This window comes from Citricoccus sp. SGAir0253 (assembly GCF_005877055.1).
Classification (GTDB): domain Bacteria; phylum Actinomycetota; class Actinomycetes; order Actinomycetales; family Micrococcaceae; genus Citricoccus.
On record NZ_CP039424.1, the window covers coordinates 650309 to 670802 of the forward strand.

At 76.1% G+C, this 20494-nt stretch carries 14 protein-coding genes, 1 pseudogene and 2 riboswitches; of the genes and pseudogenes, 8 read left to right on the forward strand and 7 right to left on the reverse strand.

The window, feature by feature from the left end:
• The first annotated feature begins 1 nt into the window (after window position 1).
• Together E7744_RS02955 and E7744_RS16095 are read left to right on the forward strand one after the other, a co-directional pair.
• On the forward strand, window positions 2–766 hold the full coding sequence (locus E7744_RS02955; RefSeq protein ID WP_137772835.1) for a hypothetical protein: 765 nt from the start codon (window positions 2–4) through the stop codon (window positions 764–766).
• A pseudogene (locus E7744_RS16095) lies at window positions 763–1335 on the forward strand (glycosyltransferase family A protein); the annotation flags it as partial. The gene E7744_RS02955 and the pseudogene E7744_RS16095, both read left to right, overlap by 4 nt.
• Window positions 1336–1471: 136 nt before the next feature.
• Here E7744_RS16095 and E7744_RS02965 read toward each other — a convergent pair.
• Complete coding sequence (locus tag E7744_RS02965) at window positions 1472–2077, reverse strand: pyrimidine dimer DNA glycosylase/endonuclease V (RefSeq protein ID WP_246858524.1); 606 nt, start codon at window positions 2075–2077, stop codon at window positions 1472–1474.
• Between the two features lie 184 nt (window positions 2078–2261).
• Window positions 2262–3743 carry a D-serine/D-alanine/glycine transporter gene (gene cycA, locus E7744_RS02970; RefSeq protein WP_137772837.1) on the reverse strand — a complete coding sequence of 494 codons (1482 nt, stop codon included), beginning with the start codon at window positions 3741–3743 and terminating at the stop codon, window positions 2262–2264.
• A 150-nt stretch (window positions 3744–3893) separates the two neighbouring features.
• Window positions 3894–3992: riboswitch (glycine riboswitch) on the reverse strand.
• Window positions 3993–4174: 182 nt separating this feature from the next.
• Window positions 4175–4278: riboswitch (TPP riboswitch) on the forward strand.
• A gap of 90 nt (window positions 4279–4368) precedes the next feature.
• Between cycA and E7744_RS02975 the strand changes: the two genes are divergently transcribed.
• The 3 genes from E7744_RS02975 to E7744_RS02985 all read left to right on the forward strand — a co-directional run bounded on the left by E7744_RS02975 (window position 4369) and on the right by E7744_RS02985 (window position 7574).
• Window positions 4369–5037: an ECF transporter S component gene (locus tag E7744_RS02975; protein ID WP_137772838.1), complete on the forward strand. Its 669-nt coding sequence runs from the start codon at window positions 4369–4371 to the stop codon at window positions 5035–5037.
• Window positions 5038–5196: 159 nt separating this feature from the next.
• Window positions 5197–6780, forward strand: coding sequence for an ABC transporter ATP-binding protein (locus E7744_RS02980; RefSeq protein WP_246858610.1), 1584 nt, complete (start codon window positions 5197–5199; stop codon window positions 6778–6780).
• The gene (locus tag E7744_RS02985; RefSeq protein WP_137772839.1) at window positions 6777–7574 is read left to right on the forward strand and encodes an energy-coupling factor transporter transmembrane protein EcfT; all 798 of its coding nucleotides are present in this window, start codon (window positions 6777–6779) and stop codon (window positions 7572–7574) included. Before E7744_RS02980 ends, E7744_RS02985 begins: the two co-directional genes overlap by 4 nt.
• A 16-nt stretch (window positions 7575–7590) precedes the next feature.
• Here the strand turns inward: E7744_RS02985 and E7744_RS02990 are convergent, their stop codons facing one another.
• Entirely contained in the window at window positions 7591–8742 is a 1152-nt protein-coding gene (locus E7744_RS02990; RefSeq protein WP_137772840.1) for an aminotransferase class IV, read from the reverse strand.
• 144 nt (window positions 8743–8886) lie between these two features.
• Window positions 8887–11622, reverse strand: a complete 2736-nt coding sequence (locus E7744_RS02995; protein WP_137772841.1) for an MMPL family transporter — start codon at window positions 11620–11622, stop codon at window positions 8887–8889.
• Between the two features lie 136 nt (window positions 11623–11758).
• Between E7744_RS02995 and E7744_RS03000 the strand changes: the two genes are divergently transcribed.
• Together E7744_RS03000 and cls are read left to right on the forward strand one after the other, a co-directional pair.
• Entirely contained in the window at window positions 11759–12358 is a 600-nt protein-coding gene (locus E7744_RS03000; protein WP_210417150.1) for a TetR/AcrR family transcriptional regulator, read from the forward strand.
• Window positions 12359–12367: 9 nt separating this feature from the next.
• On the forward strand, window positions 12368–13867 hold the full coding sequence (gene cls / locus E7744_RS03005; RefSeq protein ID WP_137772843.1) for a cardiolipin synthase: 1500 nt from the start codon (window positions 12368–12370) through the stop codon (window positions 13865–13867).
• 262 nt (window positions 13868–14129) lie between these two features.
• On the opposite strand, the gene E7744_RS03010 is transcribed toward cls, so the two are convergent.
• Window positions 14130–16349, reverse strand: a complete 2220-nt coding sequence (locus E7744_RS03010) for a chorismate-binding protein (protein ID WP_137772844.1) — start codon at window positions 16347–16349, stop codon at window positions 14130–14132.
• A 58-nt stretch (window positions 16350–16407) separates the two neighbouring features.
• Window positions 16408–16890, reverse strand: a complete 483-nt coding sequence (locus E7744_RS03015) for a MarR family winged helix-turn-helix transcriptional regulator (protein ID WP_137772845.1) — start codon at window positions 16888–16890, stop codon at window positions 16408–16410.
• A 196-nt stretch (window positions 16891–17086) separates the two neighbouring features.
• On the opposite strand from E7744_RS03015, the gene E7744_RS03020 reads away from it, so the two are divergent.
• Window positions 17087–19600, forward strand: coding sequence for an MMPL family transporter (locus tag E7744_RS03020; RefSeq protein ID WP_137772846.1), 2514 nt, complete (start codon window positions 17087–17089; stop codon window positions 19598–19600).
• Window positions 19601–19796: 196 nt separating this feature from the next.
• Here E7744_RS03020 and E7744_RS03025 read toward each other — a convergent pair whose 3' ends face one another.
• The gene (locus E7744_RS03025) at window positions 19797–20366 is read right to left on the reverse strand and encodes a Dps family protein (protein ID WP_137772847.1); all 570 of its coding nucleotides are present in this window, start codon (window positions 20364–20366) and stop codon (window positions 19797–19799) included.
• Window positions 20367–20494 lie beyond the last annotated feature (128 nt).

Genomic DNA, 20494 nt, shown 5'->3' on the forward strand with positions numbered 1-20494 from the left:
GATGGCCTCGCCACGGACCGGTGCCCACGCCGTCACCCCCGCCGCGGTCCGGCGCATGCTGGGGGTGCCGGGCCGCTGGTCCGGCGCGGTCGCGGCCCTGGCGACGGCGGCCAGCGTCCTGGGCCTGCTGGCCACGCTGTGGGACGGCCCGGTGGCGGCGGCCCTGTTCGCCCTCGTGCTCCTGGGGGACGTGGTGGTGCGGCTGGCGCCCCTGCGCCCGCCCGTGCAGGCCGTCACCGTCCTGTGCCTGCCGGCCGCGGCCTGGGCGGCGCTCGCGGACGCCTACCAGCGCGTGTCCGGCCTCGACCTGCTGGCCCACTGGGCCGTCACCGGGCTGCTCGCGGTCCTGGCCGCGGCGCTCGTGGGCCGCGGCGGGTGGCTGCGCGCCACGCCGGCCGGGACGGTCCTGCTCACCGTCGCCCTCGGGACCACGCTGGCCGTGGTGTGGGAGTTCGGCGAGTGGGTGGGACACACCCTGCTGGACCCGGGCATCCAGGTCGGCTACGACGACACGGTCGGCGACCTCGCCGCGGGCGCCCTCGGCGCCCTGGTGGCCGGCCTCCTGCACGATCGCCTGGTGACCGGGACGCCGCACGGCGGCAGCCGGGGCGGGGCCTCGCCCGCCCACGGGGTATCCGCCGAGGGGGCGTCCGCCGGCGGTCGCCGGACCGGGGCGGCGACCGACGGCGGCACCCCGGCCACGCGCACGCCGGCGGGCTCCCCGGGCACGCTCCCGTCGAGGCCCCCCGTGGGACCGGCCGCATGAGCGCCGGGACCGCGGCACCCGGGGGGATCCCCGAGGGGGAGGGGGTCAGCGTGGTCATCCCCGCCCGGGACGACGCCGTCCTGCTGGCCCGCTGCCTGGCCGCCCTCGCGCGGCAGACGCTGGCCCCGGCCGAGGTCATCGTCGTGGACAACGCCTCCACGGACGGGACCGCGTCCATTGCCCGCGCCCACGGGGCGCGCGTGCTCGAGGAGCCCTCGGTGGGCATCTGGGCCGCGGCCGCCACCGGCTACGACGCCGCCCGGGCCCCCGTGATCGCCCGGCTCGACGCGGACTCGCTCCCGCCCGCCGACTGGGTGGAGCGCATCGCCGAGGGGATGCGGCGCCGTCCGGCGTCCGTGGCGATCACGGGCTGGGGCGTCTTCGAGGACCTGCCCCGCCCGGTGGGGATCCCCGTGGCCGCCGCCTACCTGGGCGCCTACTACGCCCTGGGCCACGCGGCCGCGGCCGGGCCCGTGCTGTGGGGCTCGAACATGGCCATCCGGCGCTCGGCGTGGCACGCGGTGCGCGACCGGGTGCACCGCACCGAGCGCGAGGTGCACGACGACATGGACCTGGCCCTGGTCCTCGGGCCGCGGCAGGAGGTGGTGCTCGACCCGCGGCTCGTGGTGGGGGTCTCCGCCCGGTCCCTGCGCGGGGGCGCCCAGCTGGGACGCCGGATGCGCCGGGCCGTGCGCACCCTCGACCTCAACTGGGCCGAGTCGCGCCCCTGGCAGCGCTGGGCCGAGCGCGGCCGGGCGTCGTCCGCTCCCACGCCTCCACGGGACCCGGGACCACCACGAACAGCGGGTGCACCTCCGGCACCGTGACGTCCGCCAGCGGCGCGCCCCACTCGGGGCTGCGCAGGGCCAGCTTGGCCAGCAGGTGCTCCCACTCGTACAGGACCTGGCCCTCGGTGGCGGGGACCCGCGCCACGGCCGGTGTCCGGGCCGGTGCCCCGGTGACGCCGGCGACGGCACCCCCGGCCGGGCCCTCGACCGGCTCGGCCGGGCCCTCGACCGGCTCGGCCGGGCCGAGGGGGGACTCCGGGGCCGCGGGCGCGACCGGGGCGGGGTCGATGCGCGTCCGGTCGAAGCGGTAGCCTCGGGACTGCGCCTCGTCGGCGAGGGCCTCGAGATAGGCCCGCACCGCGGCGAGCGGTTCCGGGTGCGCCCGGAAGCGCTCGAGCTGGGGGTGGGAGCGGTAGCCGCGGGTCCGTCCGGCCAGCACGGCCTGGGCCAGCAGGGCCTCCCGCCAGCCGCCCGTGAGGCCGGGGCGGTCGAGGTACTTCGGGTGCAGGGTCCACAGGCGCATGGTCCCATCATCGCGCGCCTGCGCCGGTGGGCGCCGGACGGGACGCACCGGTGGGTGCCGGGCCGGAGAGGCCGACGGGCGCCGGACCGGAGAGGCCGACGGGCGCCGGACCGGAAACGCCGACGGGTGCCGGACCGGATGGTCCGACGCCCGTCGGGTCGGGAGGGGGTGGCCTCCGCCGGGGTCAGCGGGTGGGGGTGGGCTGGCCGGTGGTGGCGTGGCGTTGCTGGTACTCCCGGGCCACCTTGGCGTCGTGGGCGGCGCGCAGGGCCTGGTGCTCGGGGTTGCGGCGCAGCACGAGGTAGCCGGCGCCGAGGGCGAGGAACCAGGCCGGGGTGGACAGCAGGGCGGCCAGGGTGTCGGGCTGGGTGGTCAGGGCCCAGACGACGAATCCGAAGAAGCCGAGGACCACGTAGGGCATGAAGGACCCGCCGGGCATCTTGAACGCGCTGGCCGCGTGCAGGTGGGGGCGGCGGTGCCGGTAGACGAGGTAGCTGACCAGGATGATGGACCACACGAACATGAAGCACAGCGCGGAGATGGTGGTGACCAGGGTGAAGGCCTCGGCGACCCCGCCCTCGGCGTAGAGCAGGGCGACCCCGGCCAGCAGGAACATGCAGGAGAACAGCAGGGCGTTGCGCGGCACCTGCCGGGAGGACAGGCGGGCGAAGCGCTGGGGGGCGTCGCCCTCCTGGGCCAGGCCGTAGATCATCCGGGAGGTGGAGTAGATCCCGGAGTTCGCCGAGGAGGTCGCGGAGGTGAGCACGATGAAGTTGACCACCCCGGCGGCCCCGGCGAGCCCGGCCAGGGCGAACATGCCCACGAAGGGGGACTCCTCGGCGCTGTAGGCGGTCCAGGGCTTGACGGCCATCAGCACGACCAGGGCGCCGACGTAGAACAGCAGGATGCGCACCGGGATGGAGTTGATCGCCCGGGGCAGGGTCTTCTCGGGGTCCTTGGCCTCGGCGGCGGTGGTGCCGACCAGCTCGATGCCCACGAAGGCGAACACGGCGATCTGGAACCCGGCCACGAAGCCCATGAACCCGGTGGGGAACATCCCGCCCTCGGTCCACAGGTTGGCGAACGCCGCCCGGGTGCCGTCGGACTCGAAGCCGGTGATGATCATCACCAGGCCCACCACGATCAGGGCCAGGATGGCCACGATCTTGACCAGGGCGAACCAGAACTCGGTCTCGCCGAAGGCCTTGACCGAGGGCAGGTTCAGCCCCACCAGCAGCACGATGCACACCACCGCGGGGATCCACAGGGGCAGCTCGGCCCACCAGAAGGACACGTAGTGGGCGATGGCGACCACGTCGGCGATGCCGGTGACGACCCAGCAGAACCAGTAGGTCCAGCCGGTGAAGAACCCGGCCCAGGGGCCCAGGATGTCCGCGGCGAAGTCCGCGAAGCTCTTGTACTCGGTGTTGCTCAGCAGCAGCTCGCCCATGGCGCGCATGACGAAGAACAGCATGAACCCGATGATCATGTAGACGAAGATCACCGAGGGCCCGGCCACCGAGATGGTCTTGCCCGAGCCCATGAACAGGCCGGTGCCGATGGCCCCGCCGATCGCGATCAGCTGGATGTGGCGGTTGGACAGCGCCCGCTCCAGGTGCGGGGACTGCGGGGTCTCACTCGCAGGACGTGCTTGGGTAGTGGTCATCGAGGAACTCCAGGGGTTGCGCGGTGTCCGCGTCGTCGGTGGGTTCCTCCCCCTCTGTTGCACGGCCTGAGAGTTTTCGCCCCACCCGGACCCGGGGGAACCTGCTCCGTCGGCGAGCACGGGCGAGACCGCGCTACTTTCCAGAGATGCCTCGGTGCGGCGGTACGGGGACCTGAGAGTTTCCCGGGGAGGAAATTGCTCCTACGGTGCCCGACCGGATGACGGACGGGACTCTCCCGCCGCACGTCAACGGCTATTTCGTTGTGACAGCCATCACATCCTAGGGGCAATGAATGAGGAATGCAACGATTTCCTGCGCAGTGCCCCGCCGCGCGGCCGACGGCCGGGCCCTCCCGCCCGGTGGCGGCCCAATGGAAGGTGGGCCTCCGCCCGGACGCCGACCGGCCGGGTGGACTATGATGGACGCACATCTGGAACGACAGGGGAGCGCCTCACGGCGCTGAGAGTGCGCGCAGCGCAGACCCTCGAACCTGCCCCGGCTAGCACCGGCGAAGGAAGTCGAGTTCTCCGGTGGACCGCGGGGCGGGCATCCCGCACGGCCCAGGCCGTGCCGTGCCGGCCTCCCGGGTACACCCCCCTCCTTGGATCCTTGAGGAGGACGACCATGGGCCCCGCCCACCACACCCACCCCACCGACCGGTCCGCCCGGACCGGCACCGCCGCCGCCGGCCGGCGGCCCGTCCCCACGCGCCGCAACTGGCGCGTGGTGGACATCGTCGTGGCCGCCGTCATCGCCGTGGCCAGCGGCGTCATCTTCTGGGCCTGGAACCTGGCCTACGCCGGGATCGGCGGCCTGTTCTTCGCCTTCCCGCCCTCGGCCGGGCTCGTGGCCGGCATGTGGCTGTTCCCGGCCGTGCTCGGCGGTCTCGTCATCCGCCGGCCCGGCGCGGCCCTGTTCACCGAGCTGGTGGCCGCGGCCGTCTCCGCCCTGCTGGGCTCCCAGTGGGGCCTGACCGTGCTGGCCTCCGGGCTGGTCCAGGGCCTCGGCGCCGAGCTGGTGCTGCTGGCCTTCCTGTACCGCCGCTTCACCCTGCCCGTGGCGCTGCTCGCCGGCCTGGCCACGGGCGTGTTCGGCGGCGTCAACGACGCCTTCGTCCAGAACTGGTTCCCCGAGTACACCCTCGAGTGGAAGTGGATCTACGTCGCCTGCGTGGGCGTCTCCGGGCTGGTCATCGCGGGCCTGCTGTCCTGGCTCGCCACCCGGGCCCTCGCGGCCACCGGGGCGCTGTCCGCCCTGGCCTCCCGCGGGGCGCACCGGGAACCGGTGGCCTGATCCGTGCCCGAGGCAGTGCAGTCGCCGCCCGCGTCCCGGCGCCGGGCCCCGACGCCGGCCCCGCCCCTGGGGGACTCGCAGCTGCAGGGCTCGGCCGGCTCCCGGCCGGGCGCCGTCCGGGAGGGACGCGCGCCGGCCCGACCGGCGGGCGGCGCCACCATCACGGCCTCCGGCTGGGGCTGGCGGCACGCCGGCCGGGAGCGCGCCGCCGTCGCCGGCCTGGACCTCGTGGTGCCGGCCGGCCAGCGGGTGCTGCTGGCGGGGCCCTCCGGGGCCGGCAAGTCCACCCTCCTGTACGCCCTGGCCGGAGTGCTGGACCCCGCGGACGAGTCCGAGGAGACCGGCCGGCTGCTGCTGGACGGGGTGCCCACGCACGCGCTGCGGGGCCGCGCCGGGCTCGTGCAGCAGGACCCGGAGACGCAGGTCATCCTCTCCCGCGTGGGGGACGACGTGGCGTTCGGGGCCGAGAACCTGTGCGTGCCCCGGGAGGAGACGTGGGCGCGCGTGCGCCGCGCGCTGGACGCCGTGGGGCTCGGCGAGGCCGAGGGCATCTCGCTGTCCCGGGACACCGCCCGGCTCTCCGGCGGGCAGAAGCAGCGGATGGCGCTGGCCGGGATCCTGGCCATGCGCCCGCCGCTCGTGCTGCTCGACGAGCCGACCGCGAACCTGGACCCCGCCGGGGTGCTCGAGGTCCGCGACGCCGTGCTCGCCGTGGTCGAGGCCACGGGGGCCACGCTCGTGGTCGTGGAGCACCGGCTGGGCACGTGGGCCGAGCACGTGGACCGGTTGCTCGTCCTCGAGCCCGGCGGCGGGATCAGCCACGACGGGACCCCCGCGGAGCTGCTCGGCCCGGGCGCCGTGCGCGAGGAGCTGGCGGCCGCCGGCGTCTGGGTCCCGGGCGTGGTCCCCCAGCCGGTCCCCGCCCCGCCCTCCGCCATCGAGCGGTCGAATCCGCCCCGCCGAAGCCCCGTTCCGGGCCCGGACCGGGGCGGAATCGACCTGCAGGTGCCCGGTGGGGGGCTGCTGGCGGCGCGGGGACTGGCCGTGTCCCGCGAACCGGTGCGCCCGGGATGGCGACGCCGGCTCGGCCCGCCGCCCGTCCCGGTCCAGCGAGACCTGGACCTCACCGTGGGACCCGGGGAGGCCGTCGTCGTGACGGGGCCGAACGGGGCCGGGAAGTCCACCCTGCTGCTCACCCTCGCCGGGCTGCTGCCGGCCCACGGCGGCACCCTGCGCGCCGGGCCGGCGCTCAAGGGCGCCGACGGGGACCGGCTGCCGGACGACCCGGGCCGCTGGCGCGCCGCGGACCTGGTCAGCCGGATCGGCACGGTCTTCCAGGAGCCCGAGCACCAGTTCGTGGCCACCACTGTGCGGGAGGAGTTGGTGTTCGGCCCGCGGCACGCCCGCGACCCGCGGACCCGCCAGCGGCTGTTCACGGACGAGGAGGCCGCGGCCCGCGCCGACGAGCTGCTCGCGGTGCTGGGCCTGTCCGCCCTCGCCGACGTCAACCCCTTCACCCTCTCCGGCGGGGAGAAACGGCGGCTGTCCGTGGCCACCGTGCTGGCCGCCGGCCCGCGCCTCGTCTTCCTCGACGAGCCGACGTTCGGCCAGGACGCCGTCACGTGGGCCGTGCTCACCGGGCTGCTGCGGCGGCTCGTGGCCGAGGGCCGCTCCGTGGTGGCCGTGACGCACGACGCCGACTTCGCCGCCGCGCTCGGCGCCCGGGTGGTGGAGCTGTCATGACGGCGGCCGCCCCCTCCCGGCCGGTGGCCGTGTCCGTGTTCGAGCGGGCCAACCCGCTCGCCAAGCTGCTGGCCCTGCTGCCCGTCACCGTGGTGCTCGTGGCCTCGATGGACTGGGTGTCCTCGGGCATCGTGCTCCTCGCCGCGGTGGCGCTGCTGCCGCTGTCCGGGATCCGCACCGGGGAGTTCCTGCGCCGGGCGTGGCTGCTCGTGGCGGCGGCCCTCGCCTCCGCCTGGGGCACCGCCCTCGTGGGGGAGGACTCCGGGCGGGTGCTGCTGGCCGCCGGGCCGCTGGACGTCACGGAGGGCTCCGTGCTCGCCGGGGCCGCCACGGGACTGCGCATCCTCGCCGTCGCGCTGCCCGGGGTCATGGTGTTCATCACCACCGACCCCACCGACCTGGCGGACGCGCTCGCCCAGCGCCTGCGTCTGCCCGCCCGGTTCGTCCTCGGCTCGCTCGCGGCCTTCCGCATGCTCGCGGTGCTCACGGACGAGTGGCGCACCCTGGGCCAGGCCCGGCGCGCGCGCGGCGTGGGCACCGGCGGGAACCCCGTCCGCCGGACCGCGTCCTGGCTCGGCCAGGCGTTCGGCCTGCTGGTCCAGGCCATCCGCCGGGCCACCCGGCTGGCGGTGACCATGGAGGCGCGCGGCTTCGGGGCCGGGGAGCGCACGTGGGCGCGCGAGTCCCGGTTCACGCCCCTGGACGGCGCGGTGGTGGCCGCCGGGTTCGCCCTCGCCGCGCTGGCCGCCGGGCTGGCCCTGGGCACCGGGGCGTGGAACCTCGTGTGGTCCTGACCCGGCCCGGGGCCGCTCAGCCGAGCGGGCCGTGCTGCCCGGGGGCCAGGTCCTCGGCGAGGAACGCCGTGAGCCGGTCGGTGAGCTCGGCGTCCACGCCGAGCGCCACCCCGTCCAGGCTCTTCACGGGTGCCACCCCGCGCACGGAGGACACGAGCCAGACCCCGTCCGCGTCGAGCAGGTCGGAGGGGACCAGCGGTCCGTAGCCGAGGTCCCAGCCGGCCGCCTGGGCGGCGGCGAAGATGGTGCCCTGGCTGGTGCCCGGCAGGATGCCGGAGCTGCGCAGCGGGGTGACCAGCTCCACGGTGGTGCCGCGGCCGCCCGCGGCCGGCACGCGCCGGGCCATCAGCACGGTGGAGGTGGGCCCCTCCAGGACCTTGCCGTCGGCGGACACGAAGATCACGTCGTCCGCGCCCTGGGCCGCCGCGTGGCGCATGGCGGCCATGTTCACCGCGTAGCTCAGCGTCTTGGCACCCAGCAGCAGCCACGGGGCGCGCTCGGCGGCGGCCGAGTCGAAGCCGCGGTCCAGCAGGAGCACGTCCAGCCCCTCCCGCCGGGTGGCGGCCAGGCCGGGGGAGACAGGGGAGACCAGCACCCAGTACGTCCCGGTGAGCCCCGCGGCGTCCGCGGCCCCCGGTCCGCCCGCGGTCGCGCCCGGCGCGGCCGCCGCCCCGGACCGGGCCGCGGCCGGGGAGGTGTGGTCCGTCAGCTCGCCGTCCGAACCGGTGTCCGCGGTGCCGTGCACGTAGTGGCCCCCGCCCGGGGCGCCCTCGGGACCGCGCGTGGCCACGAGCTTCACGACGGCGTCCCGGCCCGGGTTGCCGGCGGCGTAGGCCTCGAGCCCGGCCAGGGCGGCGCGCCGCCACGTGGAACCGGAGGGCACCGGCAGTTCCAGGGCCTCGGCCGAGGCCGCGAGCCGCTCCAGGTGCGAGTCCTCCTTGCGGATCCGGTGCCCGGACGGACCGGCGACGGCGGTCATGGTCTCGAAGATCCCGTCACCGCGGGTCAGGCCCTGGTCCGTGACGAGGACGGCCGGCTGCCGCGGATCGGCCACCCGGATCGCCGGTCCGGCGGGGGAGGGCTCGAGGAACACGACGACGGAGCCGCCGGCGGCGGGGACGAAGGGGCCGCCGGGGGTGGCGCGGGAGGCTGCGGGTGCTTTCGTCATGCCGCCAGCCTACGCACCCCTCCGGCGCCGCCGCGCACGCGGCGCGGGGCAGGTGCGCCCCCGCCCCGCGCCGGTCGTGCCCCGCCCCGGTCGTGCCCCGCCCCGGTCGTGCCCCGCCCCGGTCGTGCCCCGCCCCGGCCGCGCTCAGGCCCGGGCGGGCTCGGGCTCGGCCCGGTGGCGACCGGTGCCGCCGACCCCGCCGGCCCCCGCGCCGTACCCCGAGCCGGAGCCCGCCGCGGGACCGGACCGGCCGTCGTCGGGCCCGTGGCCGTGGTCCCGCTCGAGGGCGGCGCCCTCCACGTCCACGTTGGGCAGGATCCGGTCCAGCCAGCGCGGCAGCCACCACGCGGCCTCGCCGACGAGGTGCATGAGCGCGGGCATCAGCAGCAGGCGCACGAGCAGGGCGTCCAGCAGCACGCCGAAGGCCAGGCCAAAGCCGATCGGCCGGATCATGGCGGACTCGGCGAAGACGAAGCCGCCGAACACGGAGATCATGATGATCGCCGCGGCCGCGACCACGGAGCGGCCGGCGCGCAGCCCCTCCACCACGGCCACGCGCGCCGGGGCGCCGTGGGCGTAGGCCTCGCGCATCCCCGAGGAGATGAACAGCTGGTAGTCCATCGCCAGGCCGAACAGCACGCCGACCATGATCGTGGGCAGGAAGGCCAGGATCGGCCCGGGGGCGTGCACGCCGAACAGCCCGGACAGCCAGCCCCACTGGTAGATGGCCACCACGCCCCCCATGGCCGCGAACACGGACAGGATGAACCCGCCGGTGGCGATCAGCGGCACCACGAGCGAGCGGAACACCACGACCATGATGAGCAGGGACAGCCCGACGACGACGCCCAGGTAGACCGGCAGGGCGGCGGCGAGCTTGTCCGCCACGTCGAGGGAGCCGCTCGTCATGCCCGCCACGGCCAGGTCGGTGGCCCCGCCGGCGGGGTCGGTGGTGCGCAGCTCGTGCACGAGCTCCCCGGTGGAGACCGCGTTGGGGCCCTCGGCGGGGACCACCTGGAACATCATCATGGTGGAGTCCTCGTTGACGGCCGCGGGCACCACGACCTCGACGTGGTCCAGGCCCGCCAGCTGCTCGCCGACCGCCACCTGCGCGTCGCGCACCTCGCCCTCGTCCAGGCCCGCGGGCAGGTCCGCGGTGACCACGAGCGGTCCGTTGTAGCCCTCCCCGAAGGCCCGGCCGAGGGCCGTGTAGGACTGGTACGCCGCGCTGTCCTGCGGTTCCGAGGCGCCGTCCGGCAGGCCCAGGCGCAGCGAGAGGAAGGGCACGGCCACGAGGCCCAGCACGGCGGCCGTGGCCAGGGCGGTCACCACGGCGCGGCCGGTGGACATCGGGGCCCGCCGGCCGGCGGAGCCGGCGGCGCGGGAGGCGAGCTGGCCGCCCGAGGCCACCTCGCGGCCGAGGTCCTCCTGGCGGCGCAGGCCGCGTTCCACCGCCCGGGCCTCGAGGTCCCGGGCCAGCCGGGCGCGCTCGCCGCGGCCGAGGGCGCGGTGGCCGATCAGCCCCAGCAGGGCCGGGGTGAGGCTCACCGCGATCAGCACGGCCACGAGCACGCAGAACGCGCCCACCGTGCCCATCAGGCCCAGGAACGGGATGCCCGTGACGTTCAGGGCGGCCAGGGCGATGATGACGGTCAGCCCCGCGAACACCACGGCGTTGCCGGAGGTGCCCGTCGCCAGGCCGATCGACTCGTGCAGCGGGGCGCCGTCCTTGAGCTGGCGGCGGTGCCGGTTGACGATGAACAGCGCGTAGTCGATGCCCACGGCCAGCCCGAGCATCAGGCCCAGCACGGGGGTCACCGAGAGCATCTCCACGGTGCCGGAGAACGCGAGCGAGGCGGTGGCGCCGATGCCCACGCCGATGAGCGCGGTGACGATCGGCAGCCCCGCCGTGACCAGGGTGCCGAGCATGACCACGAGCACCACGGCGGCCACCACGAGGCCGATCACCTCGCCGGGGCCCACGATGTCCGGGATGGTCTGGGACAGCGCGTTGGTGGGCAGGACCTCCACGCCGTCGATCGAGGCGCCCTCGAGCGTGGAGACGACGGCCTGCTGGATCTCCTCCGGCACCTCCGTGGAGGGCCGGTCGAACACCACGGTCCCGACGGCGGTGCTGCCGTCCTGCGCGACGGTGCGGTAGTCCCCGGCGAGGGCGAGCAGCGCCTCGCCGCGGTCCAGGTCGGCGCGCCCGGACTCGGCGTCCCGCGCCCCCCGCTCCAGCTCGGCGCGCTGGGCCTCGAGCTGGGCCCGGCCCTCCTCGAGCTGCGCGCGGCCGGCGTCGAGCTGGGCCTGCTGGGCGTCGAGCGGGGCGGTGGCGGCCGGCGGTGCCCCGGCGGCCTCGGCCTGGGCGCGGGCGGCGTCCAGCTGCTCCTGGCCGGCCCGCAGCTCGGCCTCCGAGGCGTCCAGCCGGTCCTCGGCGGCGGCGATCTGCGCGCGGCCGGCGTCCAGGCGGTCCCGGCCCTCGGCGAGCTGCGCCCGCCCCTCCTCGAGCCGGGCCCGCTGGTCGGCGAGCTCCTGCTCGGTGGCGAAGGCGTCCACCACCGAGTCCACGCCGTCGAGGCCCTCGACCTCGGCGAGCAGGTCGGTGACCTGCCGGCGCTGCCCCTCGGCGAGGGCCGAGCCGTCCGTGGTGCGGAAGACCACGGCGCCGGAGCCGTGGGCGGCCTCGGGGAACTCCTCCTGCAGCCGGTCGGTGACCTGCGCGGTGGGGGTGCCCGGGATGGTGATGGTCGAGGTCAGGGCCCCGCCGAAGGCCGTGAAGGCGCCGACCGAGAGGGCCAGCACCGCCAGCCAGGAGACGATCGCGATCCACGGGCGCCGTGCCGAGGCGAATCCGAGGCGGTAGAGCAGTTCAGCCATGAGCGGTCCTTCGGGAGGGGCGGGCGCAGGGGGGAGGGGCACACGGGGCCGGCGCCCCGGGCGGGGGCCGCAGGTCCTGCCGCCGAGTATAGTAGACGCAACGTCTCGTTTCGGAGAAGATCGCAGGAGGAAGCCCGTGGGAGCACCGTCGCCGGGGGCCGCCGAGCAGCGCGGGCGTCCGCGCAGCCAGAGGGCCCGGGTGGCCGTGCTGACGGCCGCGGCCGAGCTGATGGTCTCCGGCGGCTTCGCGGACCTGACGGTCGAGGGCATCGCCGCCGCCGCCGGGGTGGGCAAGCAGACCGTCTACCGCTGGTGGGGGTCCAAGGCGGACGTCGTGGTCGAGGCGGTCGCCGAGGGGTACCTCACGCTGCCGATCGTCTCCCTCGGGGACGCCGGCGACCTCCGGGCGGACCTGGCCGCCTGGCTGCGGGGCATCCGCTCCGCGATCGAGGAGGAGGACGCCGCCCGGCTGGTCGAGGCGATCATGTCCGCCCTCGCCTCGGCGGGGGAGACGTCCGAGGCCATCCACCAGTCCCTGATCCGGCCGATCATGGCCGAGATCGACTCCCGGTTCCGGGAGCACGACCGCGCCCACCCCGGGGCGTTGCCCGGGCCGCCGTCGTTCCTCGCCGAGACCGTGGGCGCCCACCTGCTGCTGCACGTGATGTTCGGCTGGCCCCTGGGCGAGGAGCGGATCGGGCAGCTGCTGGACCTCGTGGCCCCGGCCGCCCCGTAGGCTGGGAGGATGCTCTGGCCGCTCGCCGAGTTCGGCGCCCTCCCCCAGTGGCTGACGGTCCTGGCCTGGGTCATCGACGTCGGCATCCGGGTGCTGCTGCTGGGGATCGTGCCGGGCGGGCGCCGCCCCGCCGTGGCCATGGCGTGGCTGCTCATCATCTTCTTCCTGCCGCTGCCGGGGCTCGTGCTGTTCCTGCTGCTCGGCTCGTTCCGGCTGGGCGGCCAGCGCGGCTCGCGCCAGCGCGCGGTCACCGAGGCGCTGCGGCGCGCGACCGCCCACCTGGACCTGCCCAACGACGCGGGCGAGGCCCCGGAGTACGTGGTGTCCGCCGCCCGGCTGACCCGCAACCTCACGAGCTTCCCCATGCTGGACGGCAACCACTTCGAGTTCATCACCGACTACCGCGCGTCGATGCGGCGGATGGCCGAGGACATCGACCGGGCGCAGGAGTACGTCCACCTGGTCTTCTACATCCTGGCCGAGGACCCCGAGGGGCGGGAGGGGTACGCCGACGTGGTGCTCGACGCGCTGGAGCGGGCCCGGGCGCGCGGGGTGAGCGTGCGGATCCTCTTCGACCACGTCGCCACCCTGCGGGTGCCCGGCTACCGGCGGCTGCTGCGCCGGCTGGACGCCGCGGGGCTCGAGTACCGGCAGGCCATGCCCGTGATGCCGCTGCGGGGCAAGTACCAGCGCCTGGACCTGCGCAACCACCGCAAGATCCTCGTGGTGGACGGGCTGGTGGGCTACACCGGCTCGCAGAACCTCATCGAGCCCGGCTACAAGCGGCGCTCGTCCCACCGGCTCGGCCGCGAGTGGGTGGACCTGATGGCCCGGATCACGGGGCCCACCGTCGCCTCGCTGGACATCGTCTTCGTCACCGACTGGTTCTCCGAGACCGGTGACGACCTGCAGGGCCGGCTGCGCAGCCCCACCGAGGCGGAGCTGGTGGAGCACGAGGGCTCGATCGCCCAGGTGGTGCCCTCCGGGCCCGGGTTCTCCACCGAGAACAACCTGCGGCTGTTCAACCACCTGTTCTACGCCGCCACGCGCCGGATCGTGGTGGTCTCCCCGTACCTCGTCCCGGACGACTCGATGCTCTACGCCCTGACCACGGCCGCCCAGCGCGGGGTGGAGGTGGAGCTGTTCGTGTGCCGCAAGGCGGACCAGGTCATGGTCCACCACGCCCAGCAGTCCTACTACGACGCCCTGCTCTCGGCCGGCATCCGCATCCACCGCTACCCGGACCCCAACGTGCTGCACGCCAAGCTGTTCACGATCGACGACGACGTGGCCGTGTTCGGCTCCTCGAACATGGACATGCGCTCGTTCTCGCTGAACATGGAGGTCTCGGTGCTGATGGTCGGCTCCGAGATGGTGCAGGCCCTGCAGCCGGTCATCGAGCAGTACCGGGAGGTCTCCGAGGAACTGACCGCCGCGGAGTGGCGCGCGCGTCCGCGGGCGGTGCGCTGGGTGGACAACGTCTTCCGGCTCACCTCCGCCCTGCAGTAGCCGCCCGCCCCCGCCGAGCGGCCGCCCGCCCCCGCCGAGTAGCAGCCCGCCTCCGTAGCCGCCCGCCCCGGCCGGCCCACGCCGACCGCGTCGCCCGCCGAGGCGCTCCCGGGTCACGAACCACGGGTCCGGGCGCCCCGCACCCTCGGTTCGCGACCCGGGAGCGGGTGGGGAGGTGCGCGGGCGGGGAGGGGAGCGGGCGGGGAGGTGCGCGGGAGCGCCTGGGGAGCGGGCGGGGAGGTGGGTGTGTGGGAGCGCCGCGTCAGCGGGGGAGGGGGGCCTCGTCCGGGAAGGCCGAGCCGAGCACGCGCAGCACGCCGTGGGCCTTGGTGCGGACCTCGTCCCACTCCTCCTCCGGGTCCGAGTCGGCCGTGATGGCCCCGCCGACGCCGAGGGACAGCCGGGTGCGCACCGCTCCGCCGGTCGCCGTCCCGGTGGCGCCGTCCGGCCCGGGCGGAGCCCCGGCGGCCGGCTCGCGCGTGGCCACGAGGGTGCGGATGAGCACGCTCAGGTCGGCGGCGCCGTCGTCGGAGAGGTAGCCGGCCACGCCCGAGTACACGCCCCGGGGGCCGGACTCGAGCCGCTCGAGGATGTCCATCGTGGAGATCTTGGGCGCCCCCGTCATGGAGCCGGGCGGGAAGGCCGCGGCGACCGCGTCGGTCCGCGGGACGCCGGGCTCGAGCCGGGCGGTCACCGTGGAGACCATCTGGTGCACGGTGGGGTAGGACTCGATCGCGCAGACCCGCTCGGCGGCCACCGTCCCGGGCACGGCCACGCGGGAGAGGTCGTTGCGGGCCAGGTCGGTGATCATGATGTTCTCCGCGCGGTCCTTCGTGGAGGCCGCCAGCTCCGCCGCCAGCTCCCGGTCCCGCTCGGGGGTGGCCCCGCGGGGCCGCGTCCCCTTGATCGGCTCCGTCACCAGCCGCCCGTCAGCGGCCAGGGCCAGGAACCGCTCGGGGCTGGTGGACAGCAGCTCGACGTCGGCCGTCCCGTGCCCCGTGCCCGCGGCCGCCGCGGCGCGCAGGTAGAGCGTGAACGGGGCGCGGTTGGCCGCGACGAGGCGGCGGTAGGTGCCCCAGCCGTCGAAGGCCGCGGTCCCGAGGTCGGCCTCGAGCATGGTCGTCAGGCACACCTCGTAGGTGTTGCCCTCGTAGATCTCGTGCTGGGCCGCCCGGACCATGCCCAGGTAGCGCTCGCGCGGGTCGCGCACGGTGAACGCGGGGGCCGGGGGCGGTGTCCGGGCCGCGGCCGGGTCGCCCGGCTCCGTGCCGTCCGATCCGGCGCCGCCCGCGTCGCCCCCGCCCGCCGTGTCCCCGGCCACCGCCGCGGCGACCCGGTCCGCCCAGGCCGCGCCGCCGTCGTCGTCGGCCGACCACCACAGGGTGGTGGTGCGCTCCCGGTGGTCCACCGTGGCGACCCGGCCGGGGCGGAACAGCAGGGCGTCGGCCGGCGTGGGGGCCTCGGCGCGGGCCGTGGCCGCGCCGTCCGGGGACCCGGCCTCGCGCTTGAGCCCGTAGCCCAGCCAGCCCATCCAGCCGGCGGTGAACGGCCCGGCCGCCGGCGCTCCGGGCGTTCCCGCCCCGGACGCCGAGGGCTCCCCGGCGGGGTCGGGCCAGGCCCCGGCCAGCCAGCGGAACAGCGGGCCCGGGTGGCGCACGGTGACCGCCCCGTGCCGGACGGTGGTCACGCCGTCCCCGTGCCGGGCGACCGGGTCGCCGGGTGCGGCCACGCCGACGATCGCGTGCCGGCTGCGGGCCGGGGCGGGCGTCGTGGCGTGGTCGGAGCTCTCCAGCAGCATGGCCGTGGCCGCCTCGGGGCCACCGGCCGCGGCGAAGAGGACGTGCGGGTCCGCCGCGCCGGCCAGCGTGCGGCGGCGCCGGTCCGCGCGCGGCGGGGCGGGCACCTGGGACAGCGCCGCCTCCCAGCCGGGCAGCGTGCGCAGGGCCGCCACGAGGGCCGCCGCGGCGGCCGGGGTGCCGGCCGCGCCGTCGACCGTCACGGTGGCCGCCCCGGCCGGGTCGTCGCCGGCGAGGTAGGCGTCCTCCTGCGCGGCCCAGCGGTCCCAGTGGGCCGCGAAGGTCTCCCCGTCCCGCTCGAGGGCGCGGTGCCGGCGCGCCCCGGCGGGCATCTCCACCCACGCCAGCGCGTCGAGCAGCGGCCGCGCGCCCCGGTGGCCGGCGCCGACCCCCTCGAGGATCACGACGTCGGCCGGGGCCGTGGTGCCCGGGCGCCCGGGCGCTCCGGCGCTCCAGTCCCACCAGGTCCAGTGGGCGGTGCGGCCGGCGGCGAGCGGCGCGAGGACATCGGCGGCGTACGTCCCGAGGGCGGGGGCGAGCCCGTCCCAGCCGGGGTAGACGGCGTCCAGGTGGAACACGGCCACGTCGAGATGGGCCCGCAGCAGGGCCGCGGTCTCGAGGGCGAGGGATGTCTTGCCCGCCCCGGACCGGCCGTCCACGGCCAGCAGGAGGGGGCGGTGGGCCACGGTGTCCTCCGGTCGGTCGGTGGGGCGCCGCCACGGGGCGGGAACGGCACGGACCAGTCTACTGAGCGGGGCCGCCGGCGCCGTCCAGGTCGTCCAGCGCGCCGGTGGCGGCGGCGATGACCTCCGCCGCCGTGCGCATCTGCTCGGGGCTGAAGCCGGTGAGCCGGCGCATCATGTGCTCGCTGATGGGGGCGAAGACCGCGCGGCCGTCCTCGAGGGCCTGCGGGGTGTGGTGCACGATCACGCTCCGGCGGTCCGTGGTGGACCGGCTCCGCCGGGCGTGGCCGTTGGCCACCAGCCGGTCCACGAGGGCCGTGGTGGAGGCGGAGGTCAGGTTCAGCAGGCGGCCCAGGTCCTTCGGCGTGGTCTGCAGGCCCTCGGCCTGCCGTTGCATGAGCAGGGCCAGGGCGCGCAGGTCCGTGCGGAACAGCCCGTGTTCCTGCCCCGCGGCCTCCACGACGCGGTCCGAGGCCTCGGCGTACCGGCGCAGGGCGTGCACGAGCTCGCGCATCTCCTCGGCGCCACGGGCGGGGCTCGGCATGGAGTCTCCTTCGGCTGGCAAGTGGTCGGGCAGGAAGCGGTCGGACGGGCGAATGGGCGGGGGGTGGACGCGGGGACGGCGGGTCCTCGGCGTGGCCGGGACGATCGTCCAGTCTAGGGCGGCGCGGCCCCGACACGCCAGATCACTAGCCCGGAGAGTATCTTGACGATCAAGACATAAGCGGTACGCTGGGACCATGCCCAGAACCACCTCCCGCCCCCGGCACGCCGGTGCCCCCGCGTCCTCCGCCCCGGCCCGCCGCCGCGGCCCCGCCCTGCTGCGCATCGCCGTCGCCGTCGTGATGGTGCTGGCCTGGCTGGCCGGCACCGGCCTCGGCGGCCCGACCTTCGGCAAGCTCTCCGAGGTCTCCAGCAACGACCAGTCGACCTTCCTGCCGGCCTCGGCCGAGTCCACCCGTGCCGGGGAGTGGGCGGCGCGGTTCGGCGGCACCGACCAGGTGCCCGCGCTCGTGGTCGGCGGGCTGCCCGCGGGCCGGGCGCTGCCCGAGGATGCCACGGGGGAGCGGGACGCCCTGGCCGCCCTGGGCGAGGAGGTCGGGGCGGTGCCCGGCGTGGACCGCGTGATCGGCCCCACGGTCTCCGAGGACCGCGAGGCCGTCCAGTACATCGTGCTGGTGGACACCGCAGCGGCCGAGACGGAGGCGGTCGTGGAGCAGCTGCGGGAGGTCGTGGCCGGCGCCGCGGGGGACCTCGTCTCCGCCGGGGACGGCGCCCTGGCCGGGACCGAGCTGCACGTGGCCGGTCCCGCCGGGCTGGCGGCCGACCTGGCCGGGGCCTTCGAGGGCATCGACGGGCTGCTGCTCGCCGTGGCCCTCGTGGTGGTCTTCGTCATCCTCGTGCTGGTGTACCGCTCGGTGCTGCTGCCCGTGCTCGTGCTGCTGAACTCCGTGGCGGCCCTGTCCGTGTCCGTGCTGGCGATCTACGCGATGGCCAGGGCGGACTGGATCTCCCTCAACGGCCAGTCCCAGGGCATCCTGTCCATCCTCGTGATCGGCGCCGCCACCGACTACTCGCTGCTGCTGGTGGCCCGCTACCGCGAGGAGCTGCGCCACCACCGGCACGCCGCCGGCGCCCTGCGCGCGGCCTGGACGGGGTCCTTCGGGGCCATCACCGCCTCCGCCGCCACCGTGGCGATCGCGCTGCTGTGCCTGCTGGTCTCGGACCTGAACTCCAACAGCTCGCTCGGGCCGATCGCGGCCTCGGGCATCGTCCTGGCGTGGGCGGCCTCCCTGACGTTCCTGCCGGCCGTGCTGGCCCTCACCGGGCGGGCCGCCTTCTGGCCCTCGATCCCGCGGTTCGGCGTGCCGGTGCGGCACCGCCGGCCGTTCGCCCAGCCCCGCGACGCCGCCGGCGAGCCGATCCCCGGCCTGGAGGAGGACCACGGCGTGTGGACCCGCGTCGGCGCCCTCGTGGCGCGCCGGCCCCGCGCCGTGTGGACGGTGACGGCGGCGGTCCTGGTGGCCGGCGCGGTGGGCGTGACCCAGCTCCAGGCCAGCGGCGTGCCGCAGACCGACGTCCTGCTGGGCGACTCGGACGCCAAGGCCGGGCAGGTCGTCCTCGAGGAGCACTTCGCCGCCGGCACCGGCTCCCCGGCCACGGTCATCGCCCCGGCGGACCGGGCGGACGAGGTGCTGCGGGCCGTGGAGGACACCGACGGCGTCGCCTCCGCGTACCTGACGGCCGAGGGCGGTGCGCCGGCCGGGACCCCCGACCCCGAGGCGCTCGCCCGGATGCGCGACGCCGCCGGCGGGCAGGGCCCCGCCGGTCCGCCGGCCGGCACCGGCGAGCCCTCCGGGCAGCCGGCCGGGCCGCCGTCGGGCGCCGGGACCGAGGGCTCCGGCGGCCTCCCGCCGGGGGTGCCCACCCTGCAGCCGCAGGAGATCGACGGCCGCGTCTACCTGCAGGCCACGCTCGCGGACCCGGCCGACTCCGCGGAGGCCGAGCAGACGGTCGTGGCGCTGCGCGAGCGGCTGCACGCGATCGACGGGGACATCCTCGTGGGCGGCACCTCCGCGACCACCCTGGACACCAACACGACGGCCCAGCAGGACCTGCGCACCATCATCCCGCTCGTGCTCCTCGTGGTGCTGGGCATCCTGATGATCCTGCTCCGCTCGCTCGTGGCCCCGGTGCTGCTCGTGCTCGCCACGGTGCTGAGCTTCGGCACCGCCATGGGCGTCTCGGCGCTCGTGTTCGACCAGGTGCTGGGCTTCCCGGGCGCGGACCCCACGGTGCCGCTCTACGGCTTCGTCTTCCTCGTGGCCCTCGGCGTGGACTACACGATCTTCCTCATGACGAGGGCCCGGGAGGAGGCCGGCCGGATCGGCACCCGGGCGGGCGTGCTCAAGGCGCTCACCGTGACCGGCGGGGTCATCACGTCCGCGGGCATCGTCCTGGCGGCCACGTTCGCCGCGCTCGCCGTGATCCCGCTCATGTTCATGGTGCAGCTGGCGTTCATCGTGGCGTTCGGCGTGCTGCTGGACACCTTCCTGGTGCGCTCCCTGCTGGTCCCGGCGCTGACCCACGACATCGGGCCGGCCGTCTGGTGGCCCTCCCGGCTCGCGCGCCGGGCGGAGACCCCCGACGGCGGCACCCCGGCGGGCACCGGTCCGGCCGGCGCGGCCGGTGATGCCGGCGACGCGCCGGCGTCCGACGCAGACGGGCGCGGGCGCCTGGCCGTGGACGCCTGATCTGCGGGCGCCTGGCCGTGGACGCCTGACCCTCGGCACCCGGGCCGCGGGGCCCGGGCCGCGGGGCCCGAGGCCCGGGTTCCGCGCCGGGGCGGGCGGGGCCACGGCGACCGTGCCCGCACGAGCGGGGCCCCGGCATCGGGAGGATGCCGGGGCCCCGCTCGGGCCGTCCGCCCCGCGCGGCGGGGCGTGGCGGTCAGGACTTCTTGCCGGTGCTCTTCCGCGCCGCGCCCTTCTCCGTGGTCTCCCCGGCGGAGCTCAGCTCGCCGGCCTCGTTGGTCAGGAACGCCCGCAGGAACCACTGGAACTGCTCGAGGGCGCCGGTCTGGCCGATGAGGATGTCCTCGGTGACCGGGTCGAGCTTGCCGACCTCCTCGACCGCGTTGCGGTGGTCGCCGATGACCCCGTCGTAGACCTGGTCCAGGGCCGCGATGTGGGCGATGGTGTCCGCCCGGCCGAGGTCGTAGTCGTCCCACGTGCGCTCGGCCACGAGGGCGCCCGGGGTGCCCTTGGGGGAGACACCCAGGGTGGCCATGCGCTCGGCCAGCACGTCCACGGCCGCGCGGACCTCCTCGATCTGCGGGTCCAGCATCTCGTGCACGCCGATGAAGTTCCGGCCCACCACGTTCCAGTGCGCGTGCTTCAGGGTCAGCTGCAGGTCGTTGAGCGCGTGCAGGCGCATCTGCAGGATCTCGCCGACGCGGTGGCCGTCCTCGAGCTCGAGTCCGGGAACCGTGTACCGGGCGGTGGTGTCCTTGGCTGCCATGATGACTCCTTTCCGTGCGGCGCCGGCCGGTCGGGCGGGTGCCGCGGTGGGTTGTCCCTTCACTCAAACATCCTTGTGGGAGGCGTGCAAGGAGCGCCCAGCTGGCACTCAGGAAACGGCCAGGCCCT

Excerpts from the sequence above, each read along its gene's own strand:
- E7744_RS02995 (WP_137772841.1), bottom strand. The coding sequence starts at position 11,622 with ATGGCTGAACTGCTCTACCGCCTCGGATTCGCCTCGGCACGGCGCCCG.
- E7744_RS03025 (WP_137772847.1), bottom strand. The coding sequence starts at position 20,366 with ATGGCAGCCAAGGACACCACCGCCCGGTACACGGTTCCCGGACTCGAG.
- E7744_RS02955 (WP_137772835.1), top strand. The coding sequence starts at position 2 with ATGGCCTCGCCACGGACCGGTGCCCACGCCGTCACCCCCGCCGCGGTC.
- E7744_RS02990 (WP_137772840.1), bottom strand. The coding sequence starts at position 8,742 with ATGACGAAAGCACCCGCAGCCTCCCGCGCCACCCCCGGCGGCCCCTTC.
- E7744_RS03015 (WP_137772845.1), bottom strand. The coding sequence starts at position 16,890 with ATGCCGAGCCCCGCCCGTGGCGCCGAGGAGATGCGCGAGCTCGTGCAC.
- E7744_RS02985 (WP_137772839.1), top strand. The coding sequence starts at position 6,777 with ATGACGGCGGCCGCCCCCTCCCGGCCGGTGGCCGTGTCCGTGTTCGAG.
- cls (WP_137772843.1), top strand. The coding sequence starts at position 12,368 with ATGCTCTGGCCGCTCGCCGAGTTCGGCGCCCTCCCCCAGTGGCTGACG.
- E7744_RS03020 (WP_137772846.1), top strand. The coding sequence starts at position 17,087 with ATGCCCAGAACCACCTCCCGCCCCCGGCACGCCGGTGCCCCCGCGTCC.
- cycA (WP_137772837.1), bottom strand. The coding sequence starts at position 3,743 with ATGACCACTACCCAAGCACGTCCTGCGAGTGAGACCCCGCAGTCCCCG.
- E7744_RS02975 (WP_137772838.1), top strand. The coding sequence starts at position 4,369 with ATGGGCCCCGCCCACCACACCCACCCCACCGACCGGTCCGCCCGGACC.
- E7744_RS02965 (WP_246858524.1), bottom strand. The coding sequence starts at position 2,077 with ATGCGCCTGTGGACCCTGCACCCGAAGTACCTCGACCGCCCCGGCCTC.